The following is a 26,509-nucleotide window of genomic DNA, read 5'->3' as shown; positions in this document are numbered from 1 at the left end:
GCCGACGGCGAGCGCCGCCGCGGCCAGCGGCCGCAAGGCCGACGTCGAATGCCGCATGCTCGTGCTCGGCTCCGGCCCCGGCGGCTACACCGCCGCGTTCCGCGCCGCCGACCTCGGCCTGGACACCGTGCTGGTCGAGCGCTACCCCAGCCTCGGCGGCGTATGCCTCAATGTCGGCTGCATTCCGTCCAAGGCGCTGCTGCACGCGGCCGCGGTCATCGACGAGGCCGCGCACGCCGGCGATTACGGCGTCAGCTTCGGCAAGCCGAGCATCGACCTCGACGCGCTGCGCAAGTACAAGGAAAAAGTGGTCGGCCAGCTGACCAAGGGCCTGGCCGGCATGGCCAAGCAGCGCAAGGTGCGCGTGGTCGCCGGCACCGGCAGCTTCATCTCGCCCAACGAACTGGAAGTGACGGGCGAGGGCGGCACCCAGTTGATCCGCTTCGAGCAATGCATCATCGCCGCCGGCTCCCAGGCGGTGAAGCTCGGCAATTTCCCGTGGGACGACCCGCGCGTGATGGATTCCACCGACGCGCTGGAACTGGCCGAGATTCCGCGGAAGCTGCTGGTCGTCGGCGGCGGCATCATCGGCCTGGAAATGGCCACGGTGTACCGCGCGCTCGGCAGCGAAGTGACCGTGGTCGAGTTCCTGGACCAGTTGATGCCGGGCGCCGATCCCGACCTGGTCAAGCCGCTCGCCGACCGCCTGAAGAAGCAGGGCGTGGCCGTGCATCTGAAGACCAAGGCGGCGGCCACCGAGGCGCTGAAGGAAGGCATCAAGGTCTCGTTCGAAAGCGCCGAAGCCGGCCAGGCCGCCGCGCTCGAAGCCACGGTCTATGACCGCGTGCTGGTCGCGGTGGGCCGCGCGCCGAACGGCGCCAAGATCGGCGCCGACAAGGCCGGCGTCGAGGTCACCGAACGCGGTTTCATCCCTGCCGACCGGCAGATGCGCACCAACGTGCCGCACATCTTCGCCATCGGCGACCTGGTCGGTAACCCGATGCTCGCGCACAAGGCCACCCACGAAGGCAAGCTCGCCGCCGAAGTGGCCGCCGGCGAGAAGAAGGAGTGGGTGGCGCGGGTGATCCCGTCGGTGGCCTACACCGATCCGGAAATCGCCTGGGTCGGCGTCACCGAGAGCGAAGCCAAGGCCAAGGGCCTCAAGGTCGGCGTCGGCAAGTTCCCGTGGGCCGCCAGCGGCCGCGCGATCGGCATCGGCCGCACCGAAGGCTTCACCAAGCTGATCTTCGACGAAGCCACCCACCGCATCGTCGGCGGCGGTATCGTCGGCGTGCACGCCGGCGACCTGATCGCCGAGATCGGCCTGGCGATCGAGATGGGCTGCGAAGTCGCCGACATCGGCCACACCATCCACCCGCACCCGACCCTGAGCGAATCGGTCGGCATGGCCGCCGAAGTATTCGACGGCACCATCACCGATCTGTATATCCCGAAGAAAAAGGGCTGACCGGCCCTCGACCCCCGGCAGTCCAGGGTAGGAGCGGCGCAAGCCGCGACCGCGAACCAGCGGCGACCGGCGCTGGCACCGTGGAGCCACCGGTCGCTCGCGCCGCATCGCATTGCTCCGCATGCGTGCGGTGCGGCCGCGCCGCACGCATGCGGCTGGCCTCAGAACGAGAAGGTCACGCCCGCCATCGGCCCCTTGAAGCGCTGGTCCAGGCCGAGCACGCCGTCGCGGCCCTCGCGCCGGGCGTCGATCTTGAACCAGTCGTAGCCGACGAAGGCGCCGATCGCCGGGGTGAAGCGGTACTCGACCAGTGCATTGGCGCGGCTGACGTCGCCTTCGTAATCGCCGAAGTCGCCCCAGTCGGCGTCGAGGTACTGGCCCTGCAGGACGAAACGCCAATTGTCGTTCGGCGACAGGGTCAGGCGCGTGCCGACCACCGGGGCATAGCCGTCCTCGCTGGAACTGGTGCGGTAGTTGTCGGCGCCGGCCTCGGCGCGCAGCTTGCCTTCGAGCTTGGCGTACTCCACGCCGATCTGCAGGCCCCAGCTCACCGTCTCGGTCTCGACCACGGCGTAGTCGTACATCACGCTGGCCAGTTCGAACTTGGCCTTGGCCTCGGCGAAACTGCCGGCCGGAATGGTGGTGTCGTCGTAGGAAATCGCCTCGCGCAAGGTGGCGCGCTTGCTCTTGTCGTAGCCGAAGTAGTTGAACAGCAGGCGGTTGCGCTCGCTGAAGCGGAACACGCCTTCGACGCGCGGCACGGTTTCGCGGCTGCCGAAGTCGAAGTCCTGGCTGAATCGGTAGGGTTCGCCGCGGAAGGTGGTGCCGGCGCTGAGTTCGCCGCTGCCTTCGACCGACATGGCGCCCAGGCGTACGGTGAAGCGATCGTCTTCGGCATGCGCGGATTGCGCGAACAGGGCGCTCGTCGCGGCCAACGCGAGCGTCAGTGGCAAAAGTTTCGGGTTCACAGGATCACTCCGTTGCGGGGGAAGCAGTACCGTTTGATGTACTGGCCCGTACATGAATGCCGCGCAATAAGTGGAGTGGCGGTGAAGAAAAACCGGATCGACCGTTGCGGCAAAGTCGGAATGCCTCAAACGGTGACCGCTGCCGCAAAAAAGGCGAAGCCCCGGCGGGTCATGCCGGGGCTTCGGGGGAGCCCGCCGCTGCTTTGCCATTGACGAGGAGAGAGAGGCGGCGGGCGTTCACAGATACTGACCGGTGCTTTCGCGAAAGGTTCCGAACTTCGTCAAAGATTTCGATCAAGTCGCCAACGCGCCCGACGAAGCCGCGGCGCGGCGGCGTTCGATCCGCTTCCAGATCTTCTCGTGGAAGTGGAAGGCCACCGTGTTGCAGGCCGGTTCGACCAGGGCCAACGCGCCGCCGACCCAAACACTGCCGGTCATCAGATAGCCGACCAGGAAGGCGACCGAGAAATGCACGCAGGCGAAGCTGAGGGTCTTGCTCATGGGAGCGGGCCTGAATGAGAATTGTTCTCAACAATACGCCTCTGGATTAGAAAATCAAATCGACCTTTATGCTCGATTCGATAGATCCGGACTATGGACGTGCCGGCTTGCGGCGCGCGCTTTACCTGCCGGGTAATTCAACCGCGGCGCGCCGCGGGCCATAGTCGCGGCCATGAAGCCCGCCGCCGCCGCCATGGATGCCGTGTACTGCCGGGCGCCGCGCACAGTCGCGACCGACGCCGGTTGCCGCAACTGCGCCCGCGTTCTATACTTTTGCGGCTCTACCGGGCGCTTTGCGCCAATCCCATACCGACGAGTCCCGCGTGCACGATCCTTTGTCCGCAGGTCGCCGGTTGGCGTCGCGCGCGATTGCCTGGCAATTCGGCGCGATGGCGCTGGCTGCGCTGGCCTTCTACCCCCTCGGTGCGTCTCACGCGCTGGCGGCGGCGGTCGGCGGCGGCGCGACGGTCGCTGGCAGCCTCGTGGCCGCCAGGATGGCATTGGGGGGAGGCGTGCAACCGGCCGGGATGGTAGTGGGCCGGTTGCTGGCCGGAGTCATATTCAAATGGGTGGTGGTACTGGCGGTGCTCGGGCTCGGAATGGCCTGGTGGCGTCTACCTCCGCTTCCAATGCTGGTGGGGCTGCTGGCGGCGACGCTGGCGTTCGTACTGGCCAATCTTTTGAAACGATAAGGTGTCTTTCGTGAGTGAACAGACCGGTTCGGGCGGCCTGAACGAATACATCAAGCACCATTTGACCCACAACACCAGTGAGGTCTTTGGCAGTGATGCGTTGTCGAAGTTCAATTTCGACTCGTGGATCGTCGCTTTGGTGCTCGGCCTGCTCTTCATCCTGTGGTTCGGTCTGGCGGCACGCAAGGCCACCGCGGGCGTTCCGAGCAAGGGCCAGGCCTTCGTCGAGATCATTCTCGAATTCATCGACGGCCAGGTGAAGGACACCTTCCACGGCGATCGCCGTTCGGTGACTCCGCTCGCGCTGACCATCTTCATGTGGGTCGTGTTCATGAACACGATGGACCTGCTGCCGCTCGACCTGTTCGGCTGGCTGGTCCACGTCACCGCCGGTCCGGAAGCGGCGCACCACACCTATTTCCGCGCCGTGCCGACCGCCGACCTCAATACGACGTTCGCGATCTCGGCCTCGGTGTTCTTCATCCTGATCGGCCACGCGGTTTCGGCCAAGGGCGTCGGCGGCTTCGGCAAGGAACTGGTCACCGCGCCGTTCCACGCGCACGGCGCGATGAAGCTCGTGCTGGTGCCGGTCAACCTCGTCATGAACATCATCGAGTGGCTGGTCAAGCCGGTTTCGCTCGCGATGCGACTGTTCGGCAACATGTACGGCGGCGAGCTGGTGTTCATGCTCATCGCCGGTCTGATGGGAAGCATCTACACCTTCGTGCCTGGCGTGCTCGCCAACGCGGCCTGGGCGATCTTCCACATCCTGATCATCCTGTTGCAGGCCTTCATCTTCATGATCCTCACGGTCGTCTACATCGCCGGCGCCCGCGAAAGTCATTGATCCATCGCTCGACGCGCACCACCCCTCATTCGTTTTCCCTTCACCGTTTAGCACTACCTCTACCAGGAGAAGCACCATGGAGTTCATCGCCAACGTTCAGGGTCTGACCGCCATCGCGATCGGCATCATCATCGGCCTCGGCGCGCTCGGCGCTTGCCTGGGCATCGCGATCATGGGTTCGAAGTTCCTCGAATCCGCCGCGCGTCAGCCGGAACTGGTCCCGATGCTGCAGGGCCGCATGTTCCTGCTGGCCGGCCTGATCGACGCCGCGTTCATCATCGGCCTCGCCGTCGCCCTGTTCTTCGCGTTCGCCAACCCGCTGATCGAGGCCGTCAAGCTCGCTGGCGCCGCCGGCTGATCAGGCAGAACCGTGCCCCGACCGGGGCACGATTCGGCAATCCGGGCCGGCGTTAGCCGGCCCAACGTAAGCAACGTCGAGGACCCGTCATGAATCCCAACATGACTTTCTTCGGTCAGATGCTCTCCTTCGCGATCCTCGTATGGTTCACGATGAAGTTCATTTGGCCGCCGCTGAACGCAGCGATCGAAGAGCGCCAGAAGAAAATCGCCGAAGGTCTGGCGGCTGCCGAACGCAGCCAGAAAGACCTTGCGCAGGCGCAGGAAAGCGTCGACGCGGCGCTGCGTGAAGCCCGTACCAAGGCCAACGAGATCATCGACCAGGCGCATCAGCGCGCCAATCAGATCATCGACCAGGCCAAGACCGACGCCGTCGTCGAAGGCACGCGCCTGAAAGCGCTGGCCGACGCCGAAATCGCCGCGGCCACCGATCGCGCTCGCGAGGATCTGCGCAAGCAGGTGTCCACGCTGGCGGTGACCGGCGCCGAAAAGCTGCTCAAGCGCGAAATCGACGCCAACGCCCACAAGGCGCTGCTCGACGAGCTGGCCGCAGAAATCTGATCGGATAGCCCAACGCGATGAGCCAGAACCTCACCCTCGCACGACCGTACGCCCGCGCCGCTTTCGCGGCCGCGAACGACGCCGGCCGCTCCGCCGAATGGTCCCGGGCGCTCGCCTTCGCGGCGCGCGTCGCCGGCGATCCGCAGGTGCAGGGGCTGCTCGGTCATCCGCAGCTGACCCTCGCCGACGCCGTCGGCCTGGTCGCGATCGACGGCGCGGACGAAGCCTTCCAGCGCTTCCTCGCGCTGCTGGCCGACAACCGCCGTCTCGCGCTGCTGCCGGAAATCTCCGGCCAGTTCGAGGAACTGCGCGCCGAAGCCGACCGCGTGGTCAAGGCCAAGGTCACCTCCGCCAGCGATCTGCCCGCGGCCGAACTCGAATCGATCAAGGCCGCGCTGGTCAAGCGCTTCGGCCGCAAGGTCGAAGTCGAGACGGCCGTCGACGCGTCGCTGATCGGCGGCGCGGTGATCGACGCCGGCGATGTCGTGATCGACGGCTCGCTCAAGGGCAAGCTCGCGCGCCTGCAGACGGCGCTGGCCGGTTAAAGCAGCGATTCGGGATTAGGGATGCGGGATTCGTAGCGGCCAAGGCTCCGGCGAATCCCAAATCACCGATCCCAGATCCCGAACCAAAAGAAAGCACCCGCGCGTCGCCCCATCGCGATGCAGGACCAAGGAAACGACAATGGCAAGCACCCAGCTCAACCCGTCCGAAATCAGCGAACTGATCAAGACCCGCATCGAGAAGGTCAAGCTGGCCGCCGAAGCGCGCAATGAAGGCACGGTCACCTCGGTGTCCGACGGCATCGTGCGCATCCACGGCCTGGCCGACGTGATGCAGGGCGAAATGATCGAACTGCCGAACAACACCTTCGCCCTGGCGTTGAACCTGGAGCGCGACTCGGTCGGCGCCGTGGTGCTGGGCGACTACGAACACCTGCGCGAAGGCGACATCGCCAAGACCACCGCACGCATCCTGGAAGTGCCGGTCGGCCGCGAACTGCTCGGCCGCGTGGTCAACGCCCTCGGCGAGCCGATCGACGGCAAGGGCCCGATCGCCGCGACCATGACCGCTCCGGTGGAGCGCGTGGCCCCGGGCGTGATCTGGCGCAAGTCGGTCGACCAGCCGGTGCAGACCGGCTACAAGACCGTCGACGCGATGATTCCGATCGGCCGCGGCCAGCGCGAGCTGATCATCGGCGACCGCCAGACCGGCAAGACCGCCCTGGCGATCGACGCGATCATCAACCAGAAGGGCACCGGCATTAAGTGCGTGTACGTCGCGATCGGCCAGAAGGCCAGCTCGGTCGCCAACGTCGTGCGCAAGCTCGAAGAGAACGGCGCGCTCGCCCACACCATCGTGGTCGCCGCGACCGCGTCCGAATCGGCCGCGATGCAGTACATCAGCGCTTACTCGGGCTGCACCATGGGCGAGTACTTCCTCGACCGCGGCGAAGACGCGCTGATCGTGTACGACGATCTGTCCAAGCAGGCCGTCGCCTACCGCCAGATCTCGCTGTTGCTTAAGCGTCCGCCGGGCCGCGAAGCCTACCCGGGCGACGTGTTCTACCTGCACAGCCGCCTGCTCGAGCGCGCCGCGCGCGTGTCTTCCGACTACGTCGAGAAGTTCACCAACGGCGAAGTGAAGGGCAAGACCGGTTCGCTGACCGCGCTGCCGATCATCGAAACCCAGGCCGGCGACGTCTCGGCGTTCGTTCCGACCAACGTGATCTCGATCACCGACGGCCAGATCTTCCTGGAAACCGACCTGTTCAACGCCGGCATCCGCCCGGCCGTGAACGCCGGCATCTCGGTGTCGCGCGTCGGCGGCGCCGCCCAGACCAAGATCGTCAAGAAGCTGTCCGGCGGCATCCGTATCGCCCTGGCCCAGTACCGCGAGCTGGCTGCGTTCGCGCAGTTCGCTTCCGACCTCGACGAAGCCACCCGCAAGCAGCTCGAGCGCGGTCAGCGCGTTACCGAACTGATGAAGCAGAAGCAGTACGCGCCGATGTCGATCGCCCTGCAGTCGCTGTCGATCTACGCGGTCGACAAGGGCCACATGGACGACGTGCCGGTGGCCAAGATCGGCGCGTTCGAAGAGGCGCTGCACGCGCACTTCACCAACACCGCGGGCGAGCTGGTCAAGAAGATCAACGACAGCGGCGATTGGAACGACGAGATCGAAGGCGCCTTCAAGAAGGGCATCGAAGAGTTCAAGCGTACCGGTAGCTGGTAACCAGGAGCCGGGACTCGGGGCTCGGGACCCGGGACTCGCGAAAGCGGGTTCCGCGGTGCCGGATCCAGCGTCCCGGGCTAGCAGTAACGATTCTGGCAGGGCCTCTTTCGAGTCCCGAGTCCCGAGTCCCAAGTCCCGGATAAAAAGATGGCAGGCGGACGCGAAATCAAAACCAAGATCAAGAGCGTGCAGAACACCCGCAAGGTGACGCGCGCGCTCGAGATGGTCTCGGCTTCCAAGATCCGCAAGGCGCAGGATCGGATGAAGACCTCGCGCCCGTATGCGCGCGTGATCAAGCAGGTGATCGGTCACCTGGCCCAGGCCAATACCGATTACCAGCATCCGTACATGGTCGAGCGCAAGGATCCCAAGCGCGTCGGCTATGTGATCGTGTCGTCCGACCGCGGTCTGGCCGGCGGCCTCAACAACAATCTGTTCCGCAAGCTGCTCGGCGAAATCCGCAAGTGGCAGGAGCAGGGCGTCGAGGTCGACGTGGTCACCATCGGCCAGAAGGCGTCGGTGTTCTTCCGCCGCATCAAGGTCAACATGCTGGCCTCGGTCACCCACCTGGGCGACAAGCCGCACCTGGAGCAGCTGGTCGGCGTGATCAAGGTCATGCTCGACGCCTACAGCGCCGGCAACCTCGACCGCGTGTTCCTGAGCTACAACGACTTCGTCAACACGATGACCCAGCGCGCGGCGTTCGATCAGCTGCTGCCGCTGCCGGAGCCGGAAACGCAGGTCGCCAAGCACGACTGGGACTACATCTACGAACCCGATGCGCAGACCGTGCTCGATCACGTGCTGACCCGCTACATCGAGTCGCTGGTGTACCAGGCGGTGCTGGAGAACGTAGCTTCCGAGCATGCCGCGCGCATGGTCGCGATGAAGTCGGCGAGCGACAACGCCAGCAAGCTGATCGGCACCCTGAACCTGGTCTACAACAAGGCCCGCCAGGCTGCGATCACCCAGGAAATCTCCGAAATCGTCGGCGGCGCCGCGGCGGTCTAAACCATCCGGTGGGCGCGGCCTAGGCCAGCGACCACGAGCAGCATTTGAAAGTTACTGAGGAATCAAAGATGAGCAGCAGCCAGGGCAAGATCGTTCAGATCATCGGTGCGGTCGTCGACGTCGAGTTCGCACGCGAGTCGGTGCCGCGCGTGTACGACGCATTGAAGGTCGAGAACACCGCCATCACCCTCGAAGTGCAGCAGCAGCTCGGCGACGGCATCGTGCGCGCGATCGCGCTCGGTTCCACCGACGGCCTCAAGCGCAACCTGATCGCCGTCAACACCGGCAAGGGCGTCTCGGTGCCGGTCGGCGTGGGCACCCTCGGCCGCATCATGAACGTGCTCGGCGAGCCGATCGACGAAGCCGGCCCGGTCGAAGCGACCGAGCATTGGGAAATCCATCGCGCGGCTCCCGATTACGCCGACCAGTCCTCGGGCAACGAGCTGCTGGAAACCGGCATCAAGGTCATCGACCTGATGTGCCCGTTCGCCAAGGGCGGCAAGGTCGGCCTGTTCGGCGGCGCCGGCGTGGGCAAGACGGTCAACATGCTCGAGCTGATCAACAACATCGCCACCGAGCACTCGGGCCTGTCGGTGTTCGCCGGCGTCGGCGAGCGTACCCGCGAAGGCAACGACTTCTACCACGAGATGGCCGAAGCCGGCGTCATCCAGCTCGAGAGCCTGAAGGACTCGAAGGTCGCGATGGTGTACGGCCAGATGAACGAGCCGCCGGGCAACCGCCTGCGCGTCGCCCTGACCGGCCTGACCATGGCCGAGTACTTCCGCGACGAGAAGGACGAGAACGGCAAGGGCCGCGACGTCCTGTTCTTCGTCGACAACATCTACCGCTACACGCTGGCCGGTACCGAAGTGTCGGCGCTGCTCGGCCGCATGCCGTCGGCGGTGGGTTACCAGCCGACCCTGGCTGAGGAAATGGGCGTCCTGCAGGAGCGCATCACCTCGACCAAGACCGGTTCGATCACCTCGATCCAGGCCGTGTACGTGCCCGCGGACGACCTGACCGACCCGTCGCCGGCCACCACCTTCGCCCACCTCGACGCCACCGTCGTGTTGAGCCGTAATATCGCGTCGCTGGGTATCTACCCGGCGGTCGACCCGCTCGACTCCACCTCGCGTCAGCTCGACCCGAACGTGATCGGCGCCGAGCACTACGACACCGCGCGTCGCGTCCAGGCCACCTTGCAGAAGTACAAGGAGCTCAAGGACATCATCGCGATCCTCGGCATGGACGAGCTGTCGGAAGAAGACAAGCAGGCCGTGTCGCGCGCGCGCAAGATCGAGCGTTTCTTCTCGCAGCCGTTCCACGTCGCCGAAGTGTTCACCGGCGCGCCGGGCAAGTACGTGTCGCTGAAGGACACGATCCGCGGCTTCAAGGGCATCGTCGAAGGCGAGTACGACCACCTGCCGGAGCAGGCGTTCTACATGGTCGGCGGCATCGAGGAAGCGGTCGAGAAGGCCAAGAAGATGGGCGTGGGCTGAGACGCCTGACGGCGTCTCGGGATTTGGGAGTCGGGATTCGGGAATCGTAAGAGCGGAACGTCGGCCGTTGCTTCGGCTTTAGACGACGCCCCATTCCTCATTCTCGATTCCCGTCGAACGAGCAAAGCGAGAAAGACTATGGCCACTACGTTCCGTTGCGACATCGTCAGCGCCGAGGAAGAGATCTTCCACGGCGAGGCGACGCTGCTCGTCGCCACCGGCGAGATCGGCGAACTCGGCATCGCACCGCGCCACGCGCCGCTGATCACGCGGCTGAAGCCGGGCAAGGTCGTGGTGACCCTGCCGAGCGGCGAACAGCTGGATTTCGCCGTCTCCGGCGGCATCCTGGAAGTGCAGCCGCAGGTCGTGACCGTGCTGGCCGACACCGCGATCCGCGCCCAGGACATCGACGAGGCCGCCGTGCGCGCCGCCAAGGAAGAAGCCGAGCGCATGCTCGCCAACCGCGGCCCGCAGATGGACGTTGCCGAAGCGCAGGCCAAGCTCGCCGAAGCGATGGCGCAGCTGCAGGCGCTGGAGCGTCTGCGCAAGAACATCAAGCACTGAGTCGCGCTGCGCGACATCGCGGCGGGTCATCGCCGCTACGAAGACGCCGGCCTTGCGCCGGCGTTTTTCGTTTCGGGACGAGACTTCGGCTGCTGTCGCGATGGAGCGCTGGATGGTCGGTTCGCGCTAGTAAGGCGCAGCCCGCCTTCGCGGGACGACCGTAGAAGAGTGGCGGTGCGCCGTCGCCTCAGCGGCGATACACCCAGTGGCGCGAGACCAGGAAGCCGACGCCGCCCAGGACGACTTCGATCACCGGCTTGGCCAACCAGGTCCATTGCAGGCCGGCGTGGCTGTCGACGGTGCTGACCGCCCAGGTGCTGACGATGGTGGTGCCGATCCATAGCATGACGAAGCGCCCGAACTGGCGCCGGCCGACCCGGGTGTCTTCGCTGGCGAAAGTGAAGCGGCCGTTGAGCCAGAAGCCGATCAGCGCGCCGCTGATGCGGCCGGCGAGGTTGGCGGCCTCGACCGGCATGCCGAGGTGGCTCAGGCCGACCATCACGCCCCAGTCGATCAGGTACTGCAGCGCACCGAAGATCAGGTAATTGCGGCCCTGCCGGGTCAGGCTCATGCGCCGGCTCCGGTCGCGCCGACGCGGCCGGGCTCTGAGAGCGCGAACTCGGCAGGCGCGAACTCGGCGGGGGCGAGCCTGGCAGGAGCGGGCCTGGCAGGAGCGGTCGGGGCGGCGGTCATGCGCGCATTCTAGCCAGACGACCCTGTACCATCGCGCCCATCACAGCCTGCACGACGGGAGCGGCGGTTTGCGCAGCGCAGTACTGATCCCCTGCTACAACGAAGCCCGCACGGTGGCCAAGGTCGTCGCCGACTTCCGTCGCGTCCTGCCCGACGCCGAGGTCTGGGTGTTCGACAACGCCAGCACCGACGACACCGCGGCGATCGCGCGCGCCGCCGGCGCCCGGGTCCATCGCGTGCCGGCCAAGGGCAAGGGCAACGTGGTGCGGGCGATGTTCCGCGAGGTCGAGGCCGATGTCTATCTGATGGTCGACGGCGACGACACCTATCCGGCCGATCACGCCGCGATGCTGATCGAGGACATCCTCGAGGGCCGCGCCGACATGGTCGTCGGCACCCGCCTGGAAAGCCACGACAGCGGTTCGTTCCGGCGCTTCCACGGCTTCGGCAATCGCCTGGTGCGCTGGAGCATCGGCCGTTTGTTCGGGCAGCCGGTGCGCGACGTGCTGTCGGGCTATCGCGCGTTCTCGCGCCGTTTCGTCAAATCCATGCCGGTGCTGTCGCGCGGTTTCGAGATCGAAACCGAGATGACCGTGTTCGCGATGGCCCACGCCTTCGTGCTCAGCGAACGCACCGTGCCCTATGGTGTGCGCCCGGAAGGCAGCGAGTCCAAGCTCAACACCTTCCGCGACGGTTTCCGCGTGTTGCGCACGATCGGATTCCTGTTCAAGGACCTGCGGCCGCTGCTGTTCTTCGGCGTCGCCGCCCTGGCCGCGGGTTTGGCGAGCCTGGGCTTCGGCGCCTTCGTGGTGCACGAATTCACCCTCAGCGGCGCGGTCACCCATCCCTCGACCGCGGTGCTCGCCGCGGCGCTGGCCCTGACCGCCTTCATCCTGCTCGCGACCGGGCTGATCCTCGACACCGTCAACCGGCGTTCGAACGAGATCCTGCGCCTGATCACCGACCAGGTGGTGCGCTACAGATCGGAGTGAACGCGGTCCGCGCGAGCGGGCACAGTTCGATCTCGGCCAGGCTGTCGGCGACGCGCATGCAGGCGCCATCGACGCGCAGTCCGTACAGACTCATGCGCTCGGCCGCGACCGCGTCGACCGCGACCGGGCGCAGCAACCATAGCGGTCCCTTGTGGCCGGCGATCCGGCTTTCCACCCGCGCCTGCAGCCGCGTGCATTGCTGCGGGTCCATGAAGTTGTTGCGTATCGCCAGCGCCGCGACGCCGCGCGGCAGGAACGCGACGGCATGGCCGATCGGCGTCTCGGTGCTGGTCACCACCAGGCTGTCGGCTGGCAGCGCGGGGAATTGCACCGAGATCATCGGGCTGCGGAACGGGTCGCGCCCCCAGCCCGGATGCTTGGTCGGCGCGATCGCCAGCAATGCGCCGACCACGAGCGCGATGCACGACCCGCGCCGCGCGAATGCGACCGAGATCACGCCGACGATCAACACCGAGAACAGCAGTTCGAGCGGATACAGATAGCGGTAGATGCTGTAGACGTGCAGCCAGAACGCATAGGCGACCAGGACGAAGGCCAGCAGCGGCCCGTACGGCGCGGCGAGGCCGCGGGGGTCGGAGGCGTTCTCCGCGATGGTCGATTCGCCGACTGCTGCGACCTCGCGCTTGCGCCGCAGCCACCACCAGGCGGCGAGGGCGCACAGGCCGAGCAACACGCGCGCGTCGGCCAGCGAGGCTTCGGAGAAATCGTTGCTCTTGCGCAGCAGGCGCAGCGGTACGTTGAGCGCATCGAGCGCGGTCCTGGGCAGGAAGCGCAGGTCGCGGCGCTCGCTGAACAGCGCGTCGGGCGAGTGGAACCAGTGATTGAAATAGGGGAACAGCGGATTGCCGTGGTGTTCCCAGAGGTACCAGCCCCAGGGGCCCCAGCTCAGGGCCGCGCCGACCGCGCCGCCGATCGCCAGGGCGATCAGGCGCGCCGGCAACTGCTTCAACGGCCCGGCGCACAGCGCCATGGCGATGAAACCCAGGCAGTACATGACCGCGGTGAGCTTGAGGCCGGCGGCGATGCCGGCGAGCAGGCCGACCGGCAGCCAGGTCGCCCAGGCGCCGCGGCGGCGGAACGATTCGACCGCCCACCACAGGGCCGCCAGCACGAAGGCGCCGACGATGTGGTCGTTGAAGGTCGCCGCGGTGCCGGGATACACCGCCGCGCCGGTGATCGCGACCAGGCCGGCCATCCAGGTGCGCAGCCGGCTGCGCTGCGCCGGCATCAGCGCATCGAGCAGGCGCAGGCCGAACCACAGAGCGATGAAGCTCGGCAGGGCCAGCCACAGGGTGACCAGCCAGCCGCTCGCCCCGGCCTGCACCAGCAGGGCGAACGGCAGGTCGGCGATCGGGTTGTGCCAGGTCTGCATCTGCGCCGCGGCGATGTCGTAGTCCAGGCGTCCGTCGAGCCAGGCCAGCGGCGTGTACAAATGATAGTTACGCAGGTCCCAGTTTGCGTCCTGGCGTTGGACCAGCGCCGCGAGCAAGGTGAAGAACAGGGCGACCACCGCAGTCGGTCGCCAGGAAACGCGCTCAGCGGGCATGCAGAATCCTCGTCAAGGCAGTTGCTAAGATTCCGACCGGACGCGGAGTGCGCGTCGAGGAACCCGAAATCCATGGCTCACGATTCGATGAATCAATTGCATATCGTCATCCTCGCCGCGGGCGAGGGCAAGCGGATGAAGTCGGCCACCGCGAAAGTGCTGCAGAAGATCGCCGGCCGGCCGATGCTGGCCCACGTGATCGAGACCGCCCGGGCGCTGCGCCCGGCCGGCATCCACGTGGTCTACGGCCATGGCGGCGAACAGGTGCGTGCGGCCTTCGAAGGCCAGGACGACCTGCACTGGGCCGAGCAGCAGCAGCGCCTCGGCACCGGTCACGCGGTGCAGCAGGCGATGCCGGGCGTGCCGCAGGATGCGCGGGTGCTGGTGCTGTACGGCGACGTCGCCCTGATCACCCCCGAGACCCTGCAGCGTCTGCTCGACGCGCCGGGCCGCATCGCGGTGCTGGTCGCCGACCTGGACGACCCGACCGGCTACGGCCGCATCGTCCGCGATCCCGAAGGCCGGGTCGGCCGCATCGTCGAGCACAAGGACGCCGACGAGGAGCTGCGCGAGATCCGCACCGTCAACACCGGCATCCTGGTCGCCGACGGCGAGCCGCTGCGGCGCTGGCTCGACCGCCTCGGCAACGACAACGCGCAGGGCGAGTACTACCTGACCGACGTGTTCGCCGCCGCGGCCGCGGAATACACCCCGGCCGAGATGGTCCACGTCGCCGAGCCGATCGAGGTCGAGGGCGCCAACGATGCCTGGCAGCTCGCGCAGCTCGAACGCGCCTACCAGTGGCGCGCGGCGCGCGCGGTCTGCCTGCAGGGCGCGCGCTTGGCCGATCCCTCGCGCTTCGATCTGCGCGGCGAAGTGCAGATCGGCCAGGACGTCGAGATCGACATCGACGTGATCCTGGAAGGCAAGGTCGAACTCGGCGACGGCGTGCGCATCGGGCCGTTCTGCCGGCTCAAGGACGTCAGGCTCGGCGCCGGCACTCTGGTGCGCGCGCATTGCGACCTCGACGGCGTGGTCGTGGAAGGCGCGGCGCAGATCGGTCCGTATGCGCGTCTGCGCCCGGGTACCGTGCTCGCCGACGGCGCCCACGTCGGCAACTTCGTCGAAACCAAGAACCTCAGCCTCGGCGTCGGCAGCAAGGCCAATCACCTGACCTATCTCGGCGATGCGGTGATCGGCGCGGGGGTCAACGTCGGCGCCGGCACCATCACCTGCAACTACGACGGAGTCAACAAATCGACGACCACGATCGAGGACGGCGCCTTCATCGGTTCCAACTCCTCGTTGGTCGCGCCGGTCACCATCGGCAAGGACGCGACGATCGCGGCAGGATCGGTAATCACTCGCCTGGCGCCGCCGGGAGAGCTGACCGTGGCGCGCGCGCGCCAGTCGACGGTGGAAGGCTGGAAGCGGCCGGCCAAGAAGAAGTAAGCGGTCGCGGTGCATCGCGGCGCGCCCTGTGGGACGCCGCGATGCCGCCTGCTGCACGAAAGCGGCTGCAGAAGCTGCACAGAGCTGCTGAATGAAACCAGAGACTTTCAGCGCCCTGCCACGCCGCTGCGACTTCGATCAGGGAACGTACTCCACCACTTCGGTGGCGCCGCTCTGCCCCCTGGCGATCTCGGTGTAATACTGCGCCGCGGCGGTCCGGTCGAGGAACGCGTTCGGCGCCCAGATCATCACGCCCTGGTAGCCGCCGCCGGCGACGTTCTGGGCGATCGTGCGCGCTTGCGAGGCCGAGCTGAATTCCGGCGAGATGCCGAGGAACAGGCTGGACTTGCTCATGCCGTAGCCGACGTACGGGGTCAGATAGCCGACGCTGCCGGCATAGGTCATCTCATAACCCTCGGTCAGTTGGCTGGCGGCGTTGTTGGGCGAGCGGAAGTACTGCGAGTCGGACCACAGCGCCTTGCTCAGGGTCTTGCCGGAGAAATAGGGATTGCTGCGGATCGCCTTGAGCACCGCGTAGAACGAGCTCGCGCTGCCCGAGCAGGTGGAGTATTCGTCGTCGACGTTGATGCCGTCGAGGCCGTACTTCACCACCTCGGCCACCATCGCGTTGCCGAGCCGGGTCGCGGTCCTGGAGGTCATGTTGCACGACCAGCCCGCGTTCTGATGGTTGCCTAGGTAGGAGATCTGGACCTTGATCCCGGCGTTCTGCAATTGGCGCACGGCGTCGATGTTGTCCTTGAGGATCGCGCTCATCTCCGTGTTGTAGTACAGCACCGGCGTGTTGGGCGTGCTGCCGTTGATGTTGGCGGCGAACAGCACGAGATCGGAAAAGAACGGCTGGCCGGTGCTCTTGACCCGGTAGTGAGCGATGTCCTTCACGTCCTGAGGCGAGGGATTATTCAGGAATACGACGTTGCGTGCGCAAGCGGCGAAACTTGCGAGAAATGCGATGAGACCGGCAGCCAGAAGCGTAGATTTGCGAAACATGGGCGAATCTCCTGTTCGGTTGTTTGGAAATCCTGCGGCTTTTTTTGCGATGCGCACGTCGTCCGGCGTTCGTGTTTCGGGAGCGACCTGTCTAGAAACGAAAGCGGGGGCTACACCCCTACATCGATCTCATGCATGGCCCGAACGCGAACGCTGAGCGAAAGCTCGCGCGCACTTCTCCCGGCCGGCGGACTTGCGCAGCGATGCGCTCGACGGGGGATGTCTGGGCGCCCGGCCGGCGCGTTATGTTGAGGCGGTTACGCCTGGGGTGTTGCGACAGCGTCGTCGATGCTGCGAGGAACTCCATCACGCCTCTTCGATGGGTACGGGTTCCGTCGCCACGCGCTTAGCTATCGGCGCTCGAGCCGTGCGGCTCAGGCATCCGGCAGCACCATCGACACGCACAGGCCGCCGTCTTCGCGATTGAGCAGGGCGATGCGGCCGCCATGGGCTTCGGCGATCTCGCGTGCGAGCGCGAGCCCCAGGCCGGTGCCGTTGCGCTTGGTCGAATAGAACGGCAACAAGGCGTTGGACAACACCGCGTCGTTCATGCCGCTGCCGCGGTCGAGCACGTCGATGCGCCAGGCGTCCTGTACTCGGCGCAACTGCAGCCGTACGTCTTCGGGCTTGGAGCCGGATTCGTGGGCGTTCTTGAGCAGGTTGATCAGGCTCTGCTCGAGCTGGGCGGCGTCGACGCGCGCGATCGCCTCGCCTTGTACGCCGTCGTAGACGAAATCGACCTGGCTGCGCAGTTGCTCGACGAAGCGCGACCACTCGATCGGTTGCAGCCGCGGCGAAGGCAGCTTGGCGAAGCGCGCGTAGTCGCGGATGAAGCCTTCGAGATGGCGCGCGCGTTCCTCGATCGTAGTCAGCGCGGTCGGCAGGCGTTCGTACTGGCCGCGGCGCAACAGCTCGGCGCCGGAGTGGGCGAGCGAGGCGATCGGCGCCAGCGAGTTGTTGAGCTCGTGGCTGATCACGCGGATCACCTTCTTCCAGGTCTGCACTTCCTGGCGGCGCAGCTCGGCGGTCAGCTGGCGCAGCAGCACCAGCTCGTGGGGCCGGCCGTTGAGCCGGAAGATGCGCCGCGAAAGGTGGTAGATCTCTTCGTTCTCGATGTCGCCGACCGAGAACATGCCGTCGCCGCCGCGCTCGAAGGCGTCCTGCATCGGCGTGGGCGCACGCGACAGCAGCTCGGCGAAGCTCTGGCCCTCCAGGCGCCGGCCTTCGCCGAGCATCTTGCGCGCGGCGAGGTTGCCGTGAACGATGCGCCGGGTCGGGTCGACCAGCATCATCGCCACCGGCGTGTTCTGGATCATCGTGTCGAGCAGCAGCTCGCGCTGCACCAGGCTCAGGCGTTGTTCGCGCAAGGCGTCGCCGAGCCGGTTGTGGCTGGCGACCAGTTCGCCGAGATCGCCGCCGCCGGTCCAGTGGAAGCTGATCGAGTAATCGCCGTCGCGATAGCTCGCGACCGAGCCGGCGAGGGCGCGGAACAGCGAGTTCATCGGCGCGAACGCACGCCGGACGTGATAGATCAGCAGCGGCGCCAGCGCCGCGAGCACCACGGCGAGGGCGAGCCAGCGGTTGGCGAAGTAGTCCGACAGCCACAGGGTCAGCGCCGCGCCGCCCGCCAGGTAGGCCAGGGCGATGACGCTGAACACCAGACTCAGGGGAAGGCGGCGCATGGTCGGGCCTCAGTCGCGCTTGATGCCGAGCCGTTCGAGGCGGCGGTACAAGGCCTGCCGCGACAGGCCCAGCTCGCCGGCGGCCTGCGCGAGCACGCCGCCGGCGCGTTCGAGCGCGGCCTCGATGGCGGCGCGGTCGGGTTCTTCGCCGCCGTTGCCGACGCTCGGCGACGGCGCGACCGGCAGGCCGAGGTCGGCCGCGCCGATGCTGTCGCCGCGCGCGAGCAGGGCCGCGCGTTGTAGGGTGTTGCGCAGCTCGCGCACGTTGCCGGGCCAGGCGTGCGCGTACAGCGCGCGCTCGGCTTCCTCGCTCAGGCGCTTGCCGTTGGCGAGCGCGTTGTCGCGCAGGAAATGCCGCGCCAACGGCAGCACGTCGTCGCGGCGCTCGGCCAGCGGCGGAATGTCGATCTGGATGGTGTTGAGGCGGTAGTACAGGTCTTCGCGGAAGCGGCCGTCGCGGATCATCGCCGGCAGGTCGGCGTTGGTGGCGCTGATCACCCGCACCTTGACCTGGCGCTCGCGGTTCGAGCCCAGGCGCTCGAAGCGGCCGGTCTCGAGCACGCGCAACAACTTCATCTGCCCGGCCAGCGGCAGGTTGCCGATCTCGTCGAGGAACAAGGTGCCGCCGTCGGCGGCCTCGAACTTGCCCTCGCGCATCTTGTTGGCGCCGGTGTAGGCGCCGGCGTCGGCGCCGAACAGTTCGGCTTCGATCAGTTCGGTCGGCAACGCGCCGCAGTTCAGGGTCACGAACGGGCCGGACTTGACCGAGGAATTGGCCTGGATGATCTCGGCGATCTTTTCCTTGCCGGCGCCGTTGGGCCCGGTGATGAGCACCGGCACGTCGGCGCGCGCGACCTGGCCGGCCAGTTCGATCACCCGCGCCAGCGGCTCGGAGCCGAACACCAGGCCGCGCAGGTCGTAGCGCGCTTCCAGATCGCGCTGCAGCTTGCGCCGCTGCTCGTGCAGACGCGAGATTTCGCGGGCGCTGGCGCCGAGTTCGAGCAGGTTCTCGACGCTGGCGAGCAGTTTCTGGTCGTCCCAGGGCTTGGCCAGGTAATCGGCGGCGCCGGCCTTGGCCAGGTCGACGGCGATGTCCAGATGCGTCCACGCGGTCAGCAGGATGATCGGCAGGTCGGGATGGCGCGCGCGGATCGCGCGGAACAGCGCCACGCCTTCCTCGCCGGAGGTGGTGTCGGCGCTGAAGTTCATGTCCTGCAGGACCAGGCCGATGTCTTCGCGGGCCAGCAGCTCCAGGCCTTCGTCCGGCGACTGCGCGGTGACCACGCGGATTTCGCGCAGGCCGAACAGCAGGTCGAGCGCGGTGCCGACCGCCGGGTTGTCGTCGATGACCAGGACCGTGCGCATCAGGAATCCGTGTGGTTCGGGAGCGGGCGCCGCATCGCGGCGGCTCGTGATCGCCGCAGTATACGGCGCGGCCCCGGCGCTGCAGGCCGGCCCGGCCGGGCATCGTGCGCGGCGTGCGGCGCCGCTCCTTTGCCACCGGCCTGCGCGAAGCGGCAGTGCGGGCCGCGCGCCGGCCTGGCTCCTCTCGCACGGGCTGCGAGAGGAGCGGAACCTGGCCGTATCCGGCCCGGACCAGGTTCGCCGGGCGGGACTTGCTTCGTGGGTGCTTACTTCGCGGCCTTGGCCGGCGGTGCGTCCGCCGGCACCGAAGCGATCCAGCGATCGATCCGCGTTTCCAGTTCGCGCAAAGGCAAGGCGCCGCCGCCGAGGATCTGGTCGTGGAAGGCGCGGATGTCGAAGCGCGCGCCGAGTTGCGATTCGGCGCGGGCGCGCAGTTCGCGGATCTTCAACTGGCCCATCTTGTAGGCCAGCGCCTGGCCCGGCCAGGCGATGTAGCGGTCGGCCTCGGCCTGGATGTTCGGCTCCTCCATGTCGGAGTGATCGCGCATCCACTGCACCATCTGCTCGCGGGTCCAACGCTCGTGATGCACGCCGGTGTCGAGCACGAGCCGGTTGGCGCGGATCAGTTCCTGCGAGAGCCGGCCGAAATCGCTGTACGGGTCCTGGTAGAAACCGACTTCCTTGCCGAGGTCTTCCGAGTACAGGCCCCAGCCTTCGATGTAGGCGAGCTGGCCGGTCAGAGTGCGGAACTTCGGCAAGGCCGGCAGGCCGCGCGCGACCGACAACTGCAGATGATGGCCGGGCACGCCTTCGTGGTAGGCGATGGCCTCGACCGTGGTCAGTAGGCGCTTGTCCGGTTCGCCGGTGTTGACCGTGATCAGGCCGGGGCGCTTGCCGTCGGGCGTGCCGGGCATGTATTGCGCCGACGAGGCCTCCTTCTCGCGCCAGGTTTCCACCGCCTGCACCTGCACCGCGGTGGTCGGCAGGGTGCCGAACAGATCGGGCAGGCGCTTTTCCATCGCCGCGATGTACTCGCGGTACAGCTCGAGGATCTGTTCGCGCGACTTGGCGTGGCGGGCGGGGTCGGCCGCCATCGCCTTGCGCGCGCTCTTGAGGTCGGCATAGCCCAGGCGCCGGGCGATTTCGGTCTGCGCGCGTTCGATGCGCTCGACCTCGCTCAGGCCGAGGCGATGGATCGCCTCGGGCGTCATCGACGACGAGGTGAACTGCTCGATCGCATACCGGTACAGGGCCTCGCCGTTCGGCACCGACCAGATGCCGTACTGCTCGCGGCCCTGCGGCGCGTATTCCTTGGCCACGAACTCGCCGAGGCGGCGATAGGCCGGGCGCACCTGCTGGTCGACGACCTCAAGGATCTGCTTGCGCAGGCGTTCGCGTTCGGCCGCCGGCACGCTGTCGGGGAATTTCTTCAGCGCCGCGGCGAACACGCTGTCCTCGCCGGCGACGTCGGCGATGCCGTTGCACTGCGCGGCGACCTTGTCGAGCAGATAACGCGGCTGCATCACGCCGTTCTTGGCGCCCGCGCGGGCGACCTCGGTGACCTGGTCGAGAATGCGCGGAATCGCGCGCAGGCGGGCCAGGTAATCGTCGTATTGCCGGGTGTCGTTGAACGGGAAGGCCTTGACCACGATGGTCAGGAACAAATGGGTGCCGTTGAACTGGTCCAGCGGCATTTGGTGGGTCCCGAGCTCGTAGCCCTGGATGTCGTTCTCGAGCCAGCGCACCAGCAGGCGGTGATTGAGCAGGTCGCTCTCGGCGAAGCCGCGGGTGTCGACGGCCTGCAGGCGCTTGAGCAGGGCGCGGGTCGCCTGGTTGTGGCGCTGCGCGCCGGCCAGGGAGAAATCGCTCCAGGCGGCGTTGTAGCGGTAGTCGCCGAAGAAGCTGGCCTGCTCCGGCAGCTCGCGCATCAGCCCCTCCCAATGCTCGTCGATCAGGGCGTTGAACTGGCGCGTGCGTGCGGCGACGTCGTCCGCTTGGGCCGAGGCCGGCGCGGCGGCGCGTGTGCCGGTATCCGCCGCGGCGGCGTGAACGGCGGGCAGGCAGAGCGCGCCGGCGAGCGCGGCCGACAACGCGGCGATGCGCAAAGCGCTGCGGGTGGGACGGTGCGGGGAGGCGAGAGTCATGCGAGGCTCCGTGGTGGCGTGCGGCGATGAGGCGGGGCGCGAGACCCCGCTCCCGACCGGCGTGCGGGCGGGCTTGGGATCGCGTCGATTGGGTAGCGGGTGCAACGAGTGAATGTGGCGGTGGAGGCCTTGGGACGCTCGCGCTCAGGCCGATCGCGTGGCCAGCGCCGGCGGCACCAGCGCCGCCCGCCGGGCCGGGCCGTACACCGCGAGTTGCCCGAGCAGCCACAGGCACAGCGCGCCGAGCGGCAGATAGAACCCGGGCAGGCGCGGTAGTTCGTAATAGCGCATCAGCGCCAGGTTGATCGCGAACGCGAGCGCCATGCCCAGGCCGATGCCGATGCTGGTCAGCAGGAAATTCTCGGTCTGGAAATAACGCAGGATCTGGCCGCGGGTGGCGCCGAGCGCACGCCGCACGCCGATCTGCTTGGTCCGCTGCTGCACCCAGAAGCTGGCCAGGCCGACGATGCCGAGCGCGGTCACGATCAGCAGGGCGACGCAGACCGACGCGAGCAGCCAGACCATCGAACGGTCGGTCTGGTGGAACTTGTCGCTCATGTTCTCGATCGTGTCGTTGTCTTCGTCGAGGATGCGCAAGGGTCCGTTCTTGCTCAACGCCGCGGCGGCGCTGGCGAGCACTTCCTGGCGTCGCGCCGGATCGGTGCGGATCAGGTAGATGGCGCTGTTGTAGTCCATCTGGATCGGGAAGATCACCGAGTGATCGGCGCTGGACGCGCCGAAGTGTTCGTTCGGGCGCAGCAGGTGCTCGACCACGCCGACGACCTGGGTCGGCGCCTCGCCCCAACCGTAGAAGACTTTGCCGATCGGATCCTGGCCGGGATACAGCATCTGCGCCAGCGAACGGGTGATGATCGCCGAGGGGATCGGATAGTCCGAGCCGGGCTCGCGGATCTTGCGATAGCTGAACACCTCGTCGGCGCTGAAATCGCGGCCGGCGACCAGCTTGAGCCCCATGGTCTTGAGGAACTGCTCGTCGCCGAGATAGGTGCTGGCGTTGGTCGTCGGCAGGGGCTGGTCGGGCTTGAGTTCCAGGCCCGAGTTCCACGAAGACTGGCCGTAACGCACCTGGTTGGTCACCGTGGCGGCCTTGACTCCGGGCAGCGAGCGCAGCACGGCCAGGTCCGACTGGGTCAAGGCGTCGGCATCGCCCTTCTCGTTGATGCCGCCGATCGAGAAGCGGATCAGCTCGTTCTCGACCATGCCGCTCGGACGCTGCATGCGGGCGATGCGGTTTTCGATCAGGAACACCGCGTTGCAGATGATCGCGCAGGTCAGTGCGACTTCGAACACGATCAGCGCGGCGGCGGTCTTGTGCCGGCGCAGGGTGGACAGGATGGGGCGGATATCCATGACGAGCCTCGACGGAAGATGGATCACTGACTCTTGAGCTGGATGGCCGGCGTCACCTGGCAGGCGCGCCAGGCCGGCAGCAGGCCGGCGAGCACGCTGGCGGCGATGGCCAGGAGAAACGTGGCGAGCAACATGGTCGGGTCGAGGCGGGCCAGGGCGGCATAGCTGACCGGTTGCTGGCGCACCGCCCACAGGCCCACCTGCGCCAGCGCCAGGCCGAGCAGGCCGCCGGCCAGGCCGACGCTGCCGGCTTCGACCAGGCATTGGGCGAAGATCGCCTTGCGGGTCGCGCCGAGCGCGCGGCGCACGCCGATCTCGCTGGAGCGGCGCAGGAACTTGGCCAACAGCAAACCCACCGTATTGAGCAGGCAGACCAGCAGGAAGCCGAGCGCGAGCCAGGTCTGCAGTCGCACGTCGGCCGGCACCACGCGCTTGAAGTCCAGCCACTGCATGAGGCCGTCGAGCGCCGGCGCGGTCGGGCGCTCGAAGCGTCCGGCGCTGCGTTGCTGGGCGACGTAGTTCTGCAGGTACTGGCGATAGGCCGCGACTTTTTCCGGCGTGCCCAGCTCGACCCAGTAGTTCACCCAGGCGCACTTGGCGTTGATGCTGCGGTTGCCCTCGGCGTCCACGTTGTTGTCGCCCCAGCAATCGATGTTGCCCTGCGAGCTCATGCGCAGGTCGCGGCTGGTCGAGAACGGCAGGAACAGGGTCTCGGGCTCGCCGAAGCCGTTGCGGTCGGCGAGGTCGTAGAACTTCGGCTGCGGGTTCCAGTCGCGGATCACCCCGACGATGCGCAGTTCGCTCTGGTCGACCCACAGCGATTTGCCGACGCTGTTGCCGCCGCCGAACAGTTTGCGGTTGAGTTCGGCGCCGATCACCGCGACGCGGGCGCGGCGCGCGTCGTCCTCGCCGCTCCACGGTCCGCCGTACTCGAACGGCACGGCGAACATCGGGAAGAAGTCGGCCGAGGTGTAGCGCGAGTTCTGGCGGAACGGCGGCAGGCCGTCGCGGCGCGGCTCGATGGCGACGTCGCCCGCACTCATCAGCGCCTGGCGGTCGCCGCGCTTCTCGCGCAACAGGGTCTCGGCGTCGAGGCGGGTCATCTCCTCGTGCGGCTCGGCGCCGGGCGTGTAGCCGGACATCGGGCGCGGCTCGATGCGCGGGCGGAACAAGTGCTCGCTGCGGCCCGGCAGCGGATCGCCGGAGAGCACGTAGAACACGGTCAGGGTGGTCATCGCCGCGCCGATGCCGAGCGCGATGGCGACCACCATCAGCGCGGTCAGCACCCGGTTGCGCTTGAAGCTGCGCAGGGCGAGCTGGAGGTAATAGCCGAACTGGCTGTTTCCGGTCATGGCGACGGCTCAGGCGAGGGTGGTGTCGGCATCGACGGAGGCCGTCGGCATCGGGGCGCGAATCAGCGCCGGCTCGGCCTTCAGGTCGGTGGCCATGCCGTCGACGATGTGGACGTTGCGTTGCGCGCGCGCGGCAAGCTCGGGGTCGTGGGTGACCATGATGATGGTCGTGCCCTGGCCGTTGATCTCTTCCAGCAACTCCATCACCCCGCGCGCCATCTGCGAGTCGAGGTTGCCGGTGGGTTCGTCGGCGAGCAGCAGGCGCGGCGAGCCGGCCAGGGCGCGGGCGATCGCCGCGCGCTGTTGCTGGCCGCCGGACAACTCGGCCGGGTAGTGCTTCATGCGCGAGCCCAGGCCGACCTGGGTCAGCGCCTGCTCGATGCGCTGCCGACGCTCGGCGGCCGGCATGCGCCGATAGCGCAGCGGCACGTCGCAGTTGTCGAACAGGTTGAGGTCGGGAATCAGGTTGAAGCTCTGGAAGATGAAGCCGATCTTCTGGTTGCGCAGGCGCGAGCGCGCATCGTCGGACAGGCCGCGCACGTCCTCGCCGTCGAGCAGGTACTCGCCGCCGCTGAAGGTCTCCAGCAGGCCGGCGATGTTGAGGAAGGTGGTCTTGCCCGAGCCCGAGGGGCCGGTCACCGCGACGAATTCGCCGTCGCGCACGTGCAGGTCCAGCGAGCGCAGGGCGTGGGTTTCGACGAGTTCGGTGCGGTAGACCTTGGTGACCTGGCGCATGTCGAGCATGACGTGTTTCCTTTGGCGTTGGGCTTCAGCGGATCGCGAACATCGGCAGCGCGCACGCGGCCAGGTAACGATGGATGCGCGCCGGGCGGCGCGTTGCGGCCTGGTTGGCGCTGCGCGCGTCGCCGGCATCGCGGGCCTGATCGAAATCGATCAGCTGATGCAGGCGCAGCGGCACCGCGTCGGTCAGCTCTTGCGAGCTCCACAGCGGGGCGAACGGGAAGTCGGCGGCTTGGTGTTGGGTATGCATGGTCATTCTCCACTGATGCGGACGGTTTCGGCGTTTTCGAACTGGTCGCTGCCGGAGACGACGACACGCTCGCCCGGTTGCAGACCTTCGAGGATTTCCACGGCGTTGAGGCTGCTCACGCCGGTGCGGATGGGACGGCGGGTGGCGACGCCGTTGGCGACGACATAGGCGCTGTTGCCGCCGGCCTGCTCCAGGAACGGGCCGCGCTCCACCATCAGGGCGTCGCGGCGGGTGTCCAGGACGATGCGCGCGCTCAGGCGCTGGCTCTGGCGCAGGCCCGGCGGCTGCTTGCCGGTGAAGCGCAGGCGGCTGACCACCTCGCCGCCGACGACTTCGGGCGAGACCGCGGAGATCTGCGCCGCGAACGGCTGGCCGTTGCCGCTGGTGACCTGGGCCGGGATGCCGATCGCCAGGTCGCGGGCGAAACTTTCCGGCACCTTGATCTCGACCTCGAACACGCTCAGGTCGACCACGCTCAACACCGGGTCGTTGATCGCGACGTTGGCGCGCTGGGCGACCTGGACTTGGCCGACCTGGCCGTCGAACGGCGCGCGCAGGGTCAGGGCTTCGACTTGGCGCTGCGCCTCGACCACGATCGCGCGCTGGCGATCGGCGAGCAGACGTTTGTTGCGGGTGTCCAGGGCGGCGCTGCGGCCCTGGCGGCCGAGGTCGCCCTGGGCGTGGCTCAGGCCGATGTCGGACTTCTTCAGATCGTCCTGGGCCTTGGCCACGTCGACCTTGGCGACCGCGCCGCCTTCGAAGGCGCGCTGGTAGCGCTCCAGGTCGCGCAAGGCGGCGACGCGGGCGATCCGGGCCTGGTCGAGTTCCTTGCGCGCGGTCGAACGCGCCAGCTCGGCGTCGAGTTCGGCGCGGCTGGCCTCGGCTTCCAGGCTGGCCAGGGTGGCCTGCTCCTGGGCGAGCTTGCTGCGCAGTTCCGGGCTGTCGATCTCGGCCAGCACCTGGCCCTTGCGGACCACGTCGCCGGCGACGACCTTGAGGTCGACCGAACCGCCGGCGATCGCATACAGGATCGGGCTGTTGGCGGCGATCACCCGGCCGTCGGCGGCGATGTCGCGGACCAGTTCGCCGCGCTTAACCTCGGCGATGCGCAGGCGGGTGGCGTCGACCGAGCGGCCGCCCGCGCTCCAGCCCGACAGCAGCCACGCACCCGCGCCCAGCGCGAGCTCGC

Annotated in this window: 25 protein-coding genes; 12 read left to right on the top strand and 13 right to left on the bottom strand. The window is 67.5% G+C overall.

Going from position 1 to position 26,509, the window contains the following annotated elements:
• Positions 1–1,468, top strand: a 1,468-nt coding sequence (lpdA, locus tag ACSAMQ_RS13570; protein WP_435396158.1) for a dihydrolipoyl dehydrogenase, incomplete at its 5' end; no start/stop codon positions are given.
• Between the two features lie 161 nt (positions 1,469–1,629).
• Here the strand turns inward: lpdA and ACSAMQ_RS13565 are convergent.
• On the bottom strand, positions 1,630–2,436 hold the full coding sequence (locus ACSAMQ_RS13565; RefSeq protein ID WP_435396157.1) for a hypothetical protein: 807 nt from the start codon (positions 2,434–2,436) through the stop codon (positions 1,630–1,632).
• 294 nt (positions 2,437–2,730) lie between these two features.
• Positions 2,731–2,937: a DUF2061 domain-containing protein gene (locus ACSAMQ_RS13560; RefSeq protein ID WP_435396156.1), complete on the bottom strand. Its 207-nt coding sequence runs from the start codon at positions 2,935–2,937 to the stop codon at positions 2,731–2,733.
• Positions 2,938–3,260: 323 nt separating this feature from the next.
• Here ACSAMQ_RS13560 and ACSAMQ_RS13555 point away from each other — a divergent pair, with 323 nt between their 5' ends.
• From ACSAMQ_RS13555 to ACSAMQ_RS13515, 9 genes are all read left to right on the top strand, one after another.
• Positions 3,261–3,629, top strand: coding sequence for a hypothetical protein (locus tag ACSAMQ_RS13555; protein ID WP_435396155.1), 369 nt, complete (start codon positions 3,261–3,263; stop codon positions 3,627–3,629).
• 10 nt (positions 3,630–3,639) lie between these two features.
• Positions 3,640–4,476 carry a F0F1 ATP synthase subunit A gene (gene atpB, locus ACSAMQ_RS13550; RefSeq protein WP_435396154.1) on the top strand — a complete coding sequence of 279 codons (837 nt, stop codon included), beginning with the start codon at positions 3,640–3,642 and terminating at the stop codon, positions 4,474–4,476.
• Positions 4,477–4,552: 76 nt separating this feature from the next.
• Positions 4,553–4,834, top strand: coding sequence for a F0F1 ATP synthase subunit C (gene atpE / locus ACSAMQ_RS13545; protein ID WP_031371118.1), 282 nt, complete (start codon positions 4,553–4,555; stop codon positions 4,832–4,834).
• A gap of 89 nt (positions 4,835–4,923) precedes the next feature.
• The gene (locus ACSAMQ_RS13540; protein WP_057919212.1) at positions 4,924–5,394 is read left to right on the top strand and encodes a F0F1 ATP synthase subunit B; all 471 of its coding nucleotides are present in this window, start codon (positions 4,924–4,926) and stop codon (positions 5,392–5,394) included.
• 17 nt (positions 5,395–5,411) lie between these two features.
• Positions 5,412–5,939 (top strand): F0F1 ATP synthase subunit delta, encoded by a 528-nt coding sequence (locus ACSAMQ_RS13535; RefSeq protein ID WP_435396153.1) that lies wholly within the window; start codon positions 5,412–5,414, stop codon positions 5,937–5,939.
• Positions 5,940–6,078: 139 nt separating this feature from the next.
• The gene (atpA, locus tag ACSAMQ_RS13530) at positions 6,079–7,629 is read left to right on the top strand and encodes a F0F1 ATP synthase subunit alpha (protein WP_435396152.1); all 1,551 of its coding nucleotides are present in this window, start codon (positions 6,079–6,081) and stop codon (positions 7,627–7,629) included.
• 147 nt (positions 7,630–7,776) lie between these two features.
• Entirely contained in the window at positions 7,777–8,640 is an 864-nt protein-coding gene (atpG, locus tag ACSAMQ_RS13525; RefSeq protein ID WP_435396151.1) for a F0F1 ATP synthase subunit gamma, read from the top strand.
• A gap of 68 nt (positions 8,641–8,708) precedes the next feature.
• Complete coding sequence (gene atpD, locus ACSAMQ_RS13520) at positions 8,709–10,139, top strand: F0F1 ATP synthase subunit beta (protein ID WP_435396150.1); 1,431 nt, start codon at positions 8,709–8,711, stop codon at positions 10,137–10,139.
• 138 nt (positions 10,140–10,277) lie between these two features.
• A complete protein-coding gene (locus ACSAMQ_RS13515; protein WP_435396149.1) occupies positions 10,278–10,703 on the top strand; it encodes a F0F1 ATP synthase subunit epsilon in 426 nt (141 codons plus the stop codon).
• Between the two features lie 187 nt (positions 10,704–10,890).
• On the opposite strand, the gene ACSAMQ_RS13510 is transcribed toward ACSAMQ_RS13515, so the two are convergent.
• Positions 10,891–11,274 (bottom strand): GtrA family protein, encoded by a 384-nt coding sequence (locus ACSAMQ_RS13510; protein ID WP_435396148.1) that lies wholly within the window; start codon positions 11,272–11,274, stop codon positions 10,891–10,893.
• Positions 11,275–11,464: 190 nt separating this feature from the next.
• On the opposite strand from ACSAMQ_RS13510, the gene ACSAMQ_RS13505 reads away from it, so the two are divergent.
• Entirely contained in the window at positions 11,465–12,388 is a 924-nt protein-coding gene (locus ACSAMQ_RS13505) for a glycosyltransferase (protein ID WP_435396147.1), read from the top strand.
• On the opposite strand, the gene ACSAMQ_RS13500 is transcribed toward ACSAMQ_RS13505, so the two are convergent.
• Entirely contained in the window at positions 12,354–13,955 is a 1,602-nt protein-coding gene (locus tag ACSAMQ_RS13500) for a glycosyltransferase 87 family protein (RefSeq protein WP_435396146.1), read from the bottom strand. The genes ACSAMQ_RS13505 and ACSAMQ_RS13500 overlap by 35 nt on opposite strands.
• An 87-nt stretch (positions 13,956–14,042) precedes the next feature.
• Between ACSAMQ_RS13500 and glmU the strand changes: the two genes are divergently transcribed.
• On the top strand, positions 14,043–15,407 hold the full coding sequence (glmU, locus tag ACSAMQ_RS13495; protein WP_435396145.1) for a bifunctional UDP-N-acetylglucosamine diphosphorylase/glucosamine-1-phosphate N-acetyltransferase GlmU: 1,365 nt from the start codon (positions 14,043–14,045) through the stop codon (positions 15,405–15,407).
• Positions 15,408–15,545: 138 nt separating this feature from the next.
• On the opposite strand, the gene ACSAMQ_RS13490 is transcribed toward glmU, so the two are convergent.
• The 9 genes from ACSAMQ_RS13490 to ACSAMQ_RS13450 all read right to left on the bottom strand — a co-directional run.
• Positions 15,546–16,415 carry a hypothetical protein gene (locus ACSAMQ_RS13490; RefSeq protein WP_435396144.1) on the bottom strand — a complete coding sequence of 290 codons (870 nt, stop codon included), beginning with the start codon at positions 16,413–16,415 and terminating at the stop codon, positions 15,546–15,548.
• Positions 16,416–16,789: 374 nt separating this feature from the next.
• Positions 16,790–18,097, bottom strand: a complete 1,308-nt coding sequence (locus ACSAMQ_RS13485) for a sensor histidine kinase (RefSeq protein ID WP_435396143.1) — start codon at positions 18,095–18,097, stop codon at positions 16,790–16,792.
• Between the two features lie 9 nt (positions 18,098–18,106).
• Positions 18,107–19,462: a sigma-54-dependent transcriptional regulator gene (locus tag ACSAMQ_RS13480; RefSeq protein WP_435396142.1), complete on the bottom strand. Its 1,356-nt coding sequence runs from the start codon at positions 19,460–19,462 to the stop codon at positions 18,107–18,109.
• 266 nt (positions 19,463–19,728) lie between these two features.
• Positions 19,729–21,606: a DUF885 domain-containing protein gene (locus ACSAMQ_RS13475; RefSeq protein WP_435396141.1), complete on the bottom strand. Its 1,878-nt coding sequence runs from the start codon at positions 21,604–21,606 to the stop codon at positions 19,729–19,731.
• A 144-nt stretch (positions 21,607–21,750) separates the two neighbouring features.
• Positions 21,751–22,977: an ABC transporter permease gene (locus ACSAMQ_RS13470; protein WP_435396140.1), complete on the bottom strand. Its 1,227-nt coding sequence runs from the start codon at positions 22,975–22,977 to the stop codon at positions 21,751–21,753.
• 23 nt (positions 22,978–23,000) lie between these two features.
• A complete protein-coding gene (locus tag ACSAMQ_RS13465) occupies positions 23,001–24,329 on the bottom strand; it encodes an ABC transporter permease (RefSeq protein ID WP_435396139.1) in 1,329 nt (442 codons plus the stop codon).
• A gap of 9 nt (positions 24,330–24,338) precedes the next feature.
• Complete coding sequence (locus tag ACSAMQ_RS13460) at positions 24,339–25,073, bottom strand: ABC transporter ATP-binding protein (RefSeq protein ID WP_435396138.1); 735 nt, start codon at positions 25,071–25,073, stop codon at positions 24,339–24,341.
• A gap of 25 nt (positions 25,074–25,098) precedes the next feature.
• A complete protein-coding gene (locus tag ACSAMQ_RS13455; protein WP_435396137.1) occupies positions 25,099–25,320 on the bottom strand; it encodes a hypothetical protein in 222 nt (73 codons plus the stop codon).
• 2 nt (positions 25,321–25,322) lie between these two features.
• Positions 25,323–26,509 (bottom strand): efflux RND transporter periplasmic adaptor subunit (locus tag ACSAMQ_RS13450; RefSeq protein ID WP_435396136.1); only part of this gene is annotated, 1,187 nt, incomplete at its 5' end.

It is taken from the genome of Lysobacter sp. 1R34A (assembly GCF_051217035.1).
GTDB lineage: Bacteria > Pseudomonadota > Gammaproteobacteria > Xanthomonadales > Xanthomonadaceae > Lysobacter.
The sequence above is the reverse complement of the archived record's forward strand: the minus strand, read 5'-3'. Positions and strand labels throughout refer to the sequence as shown.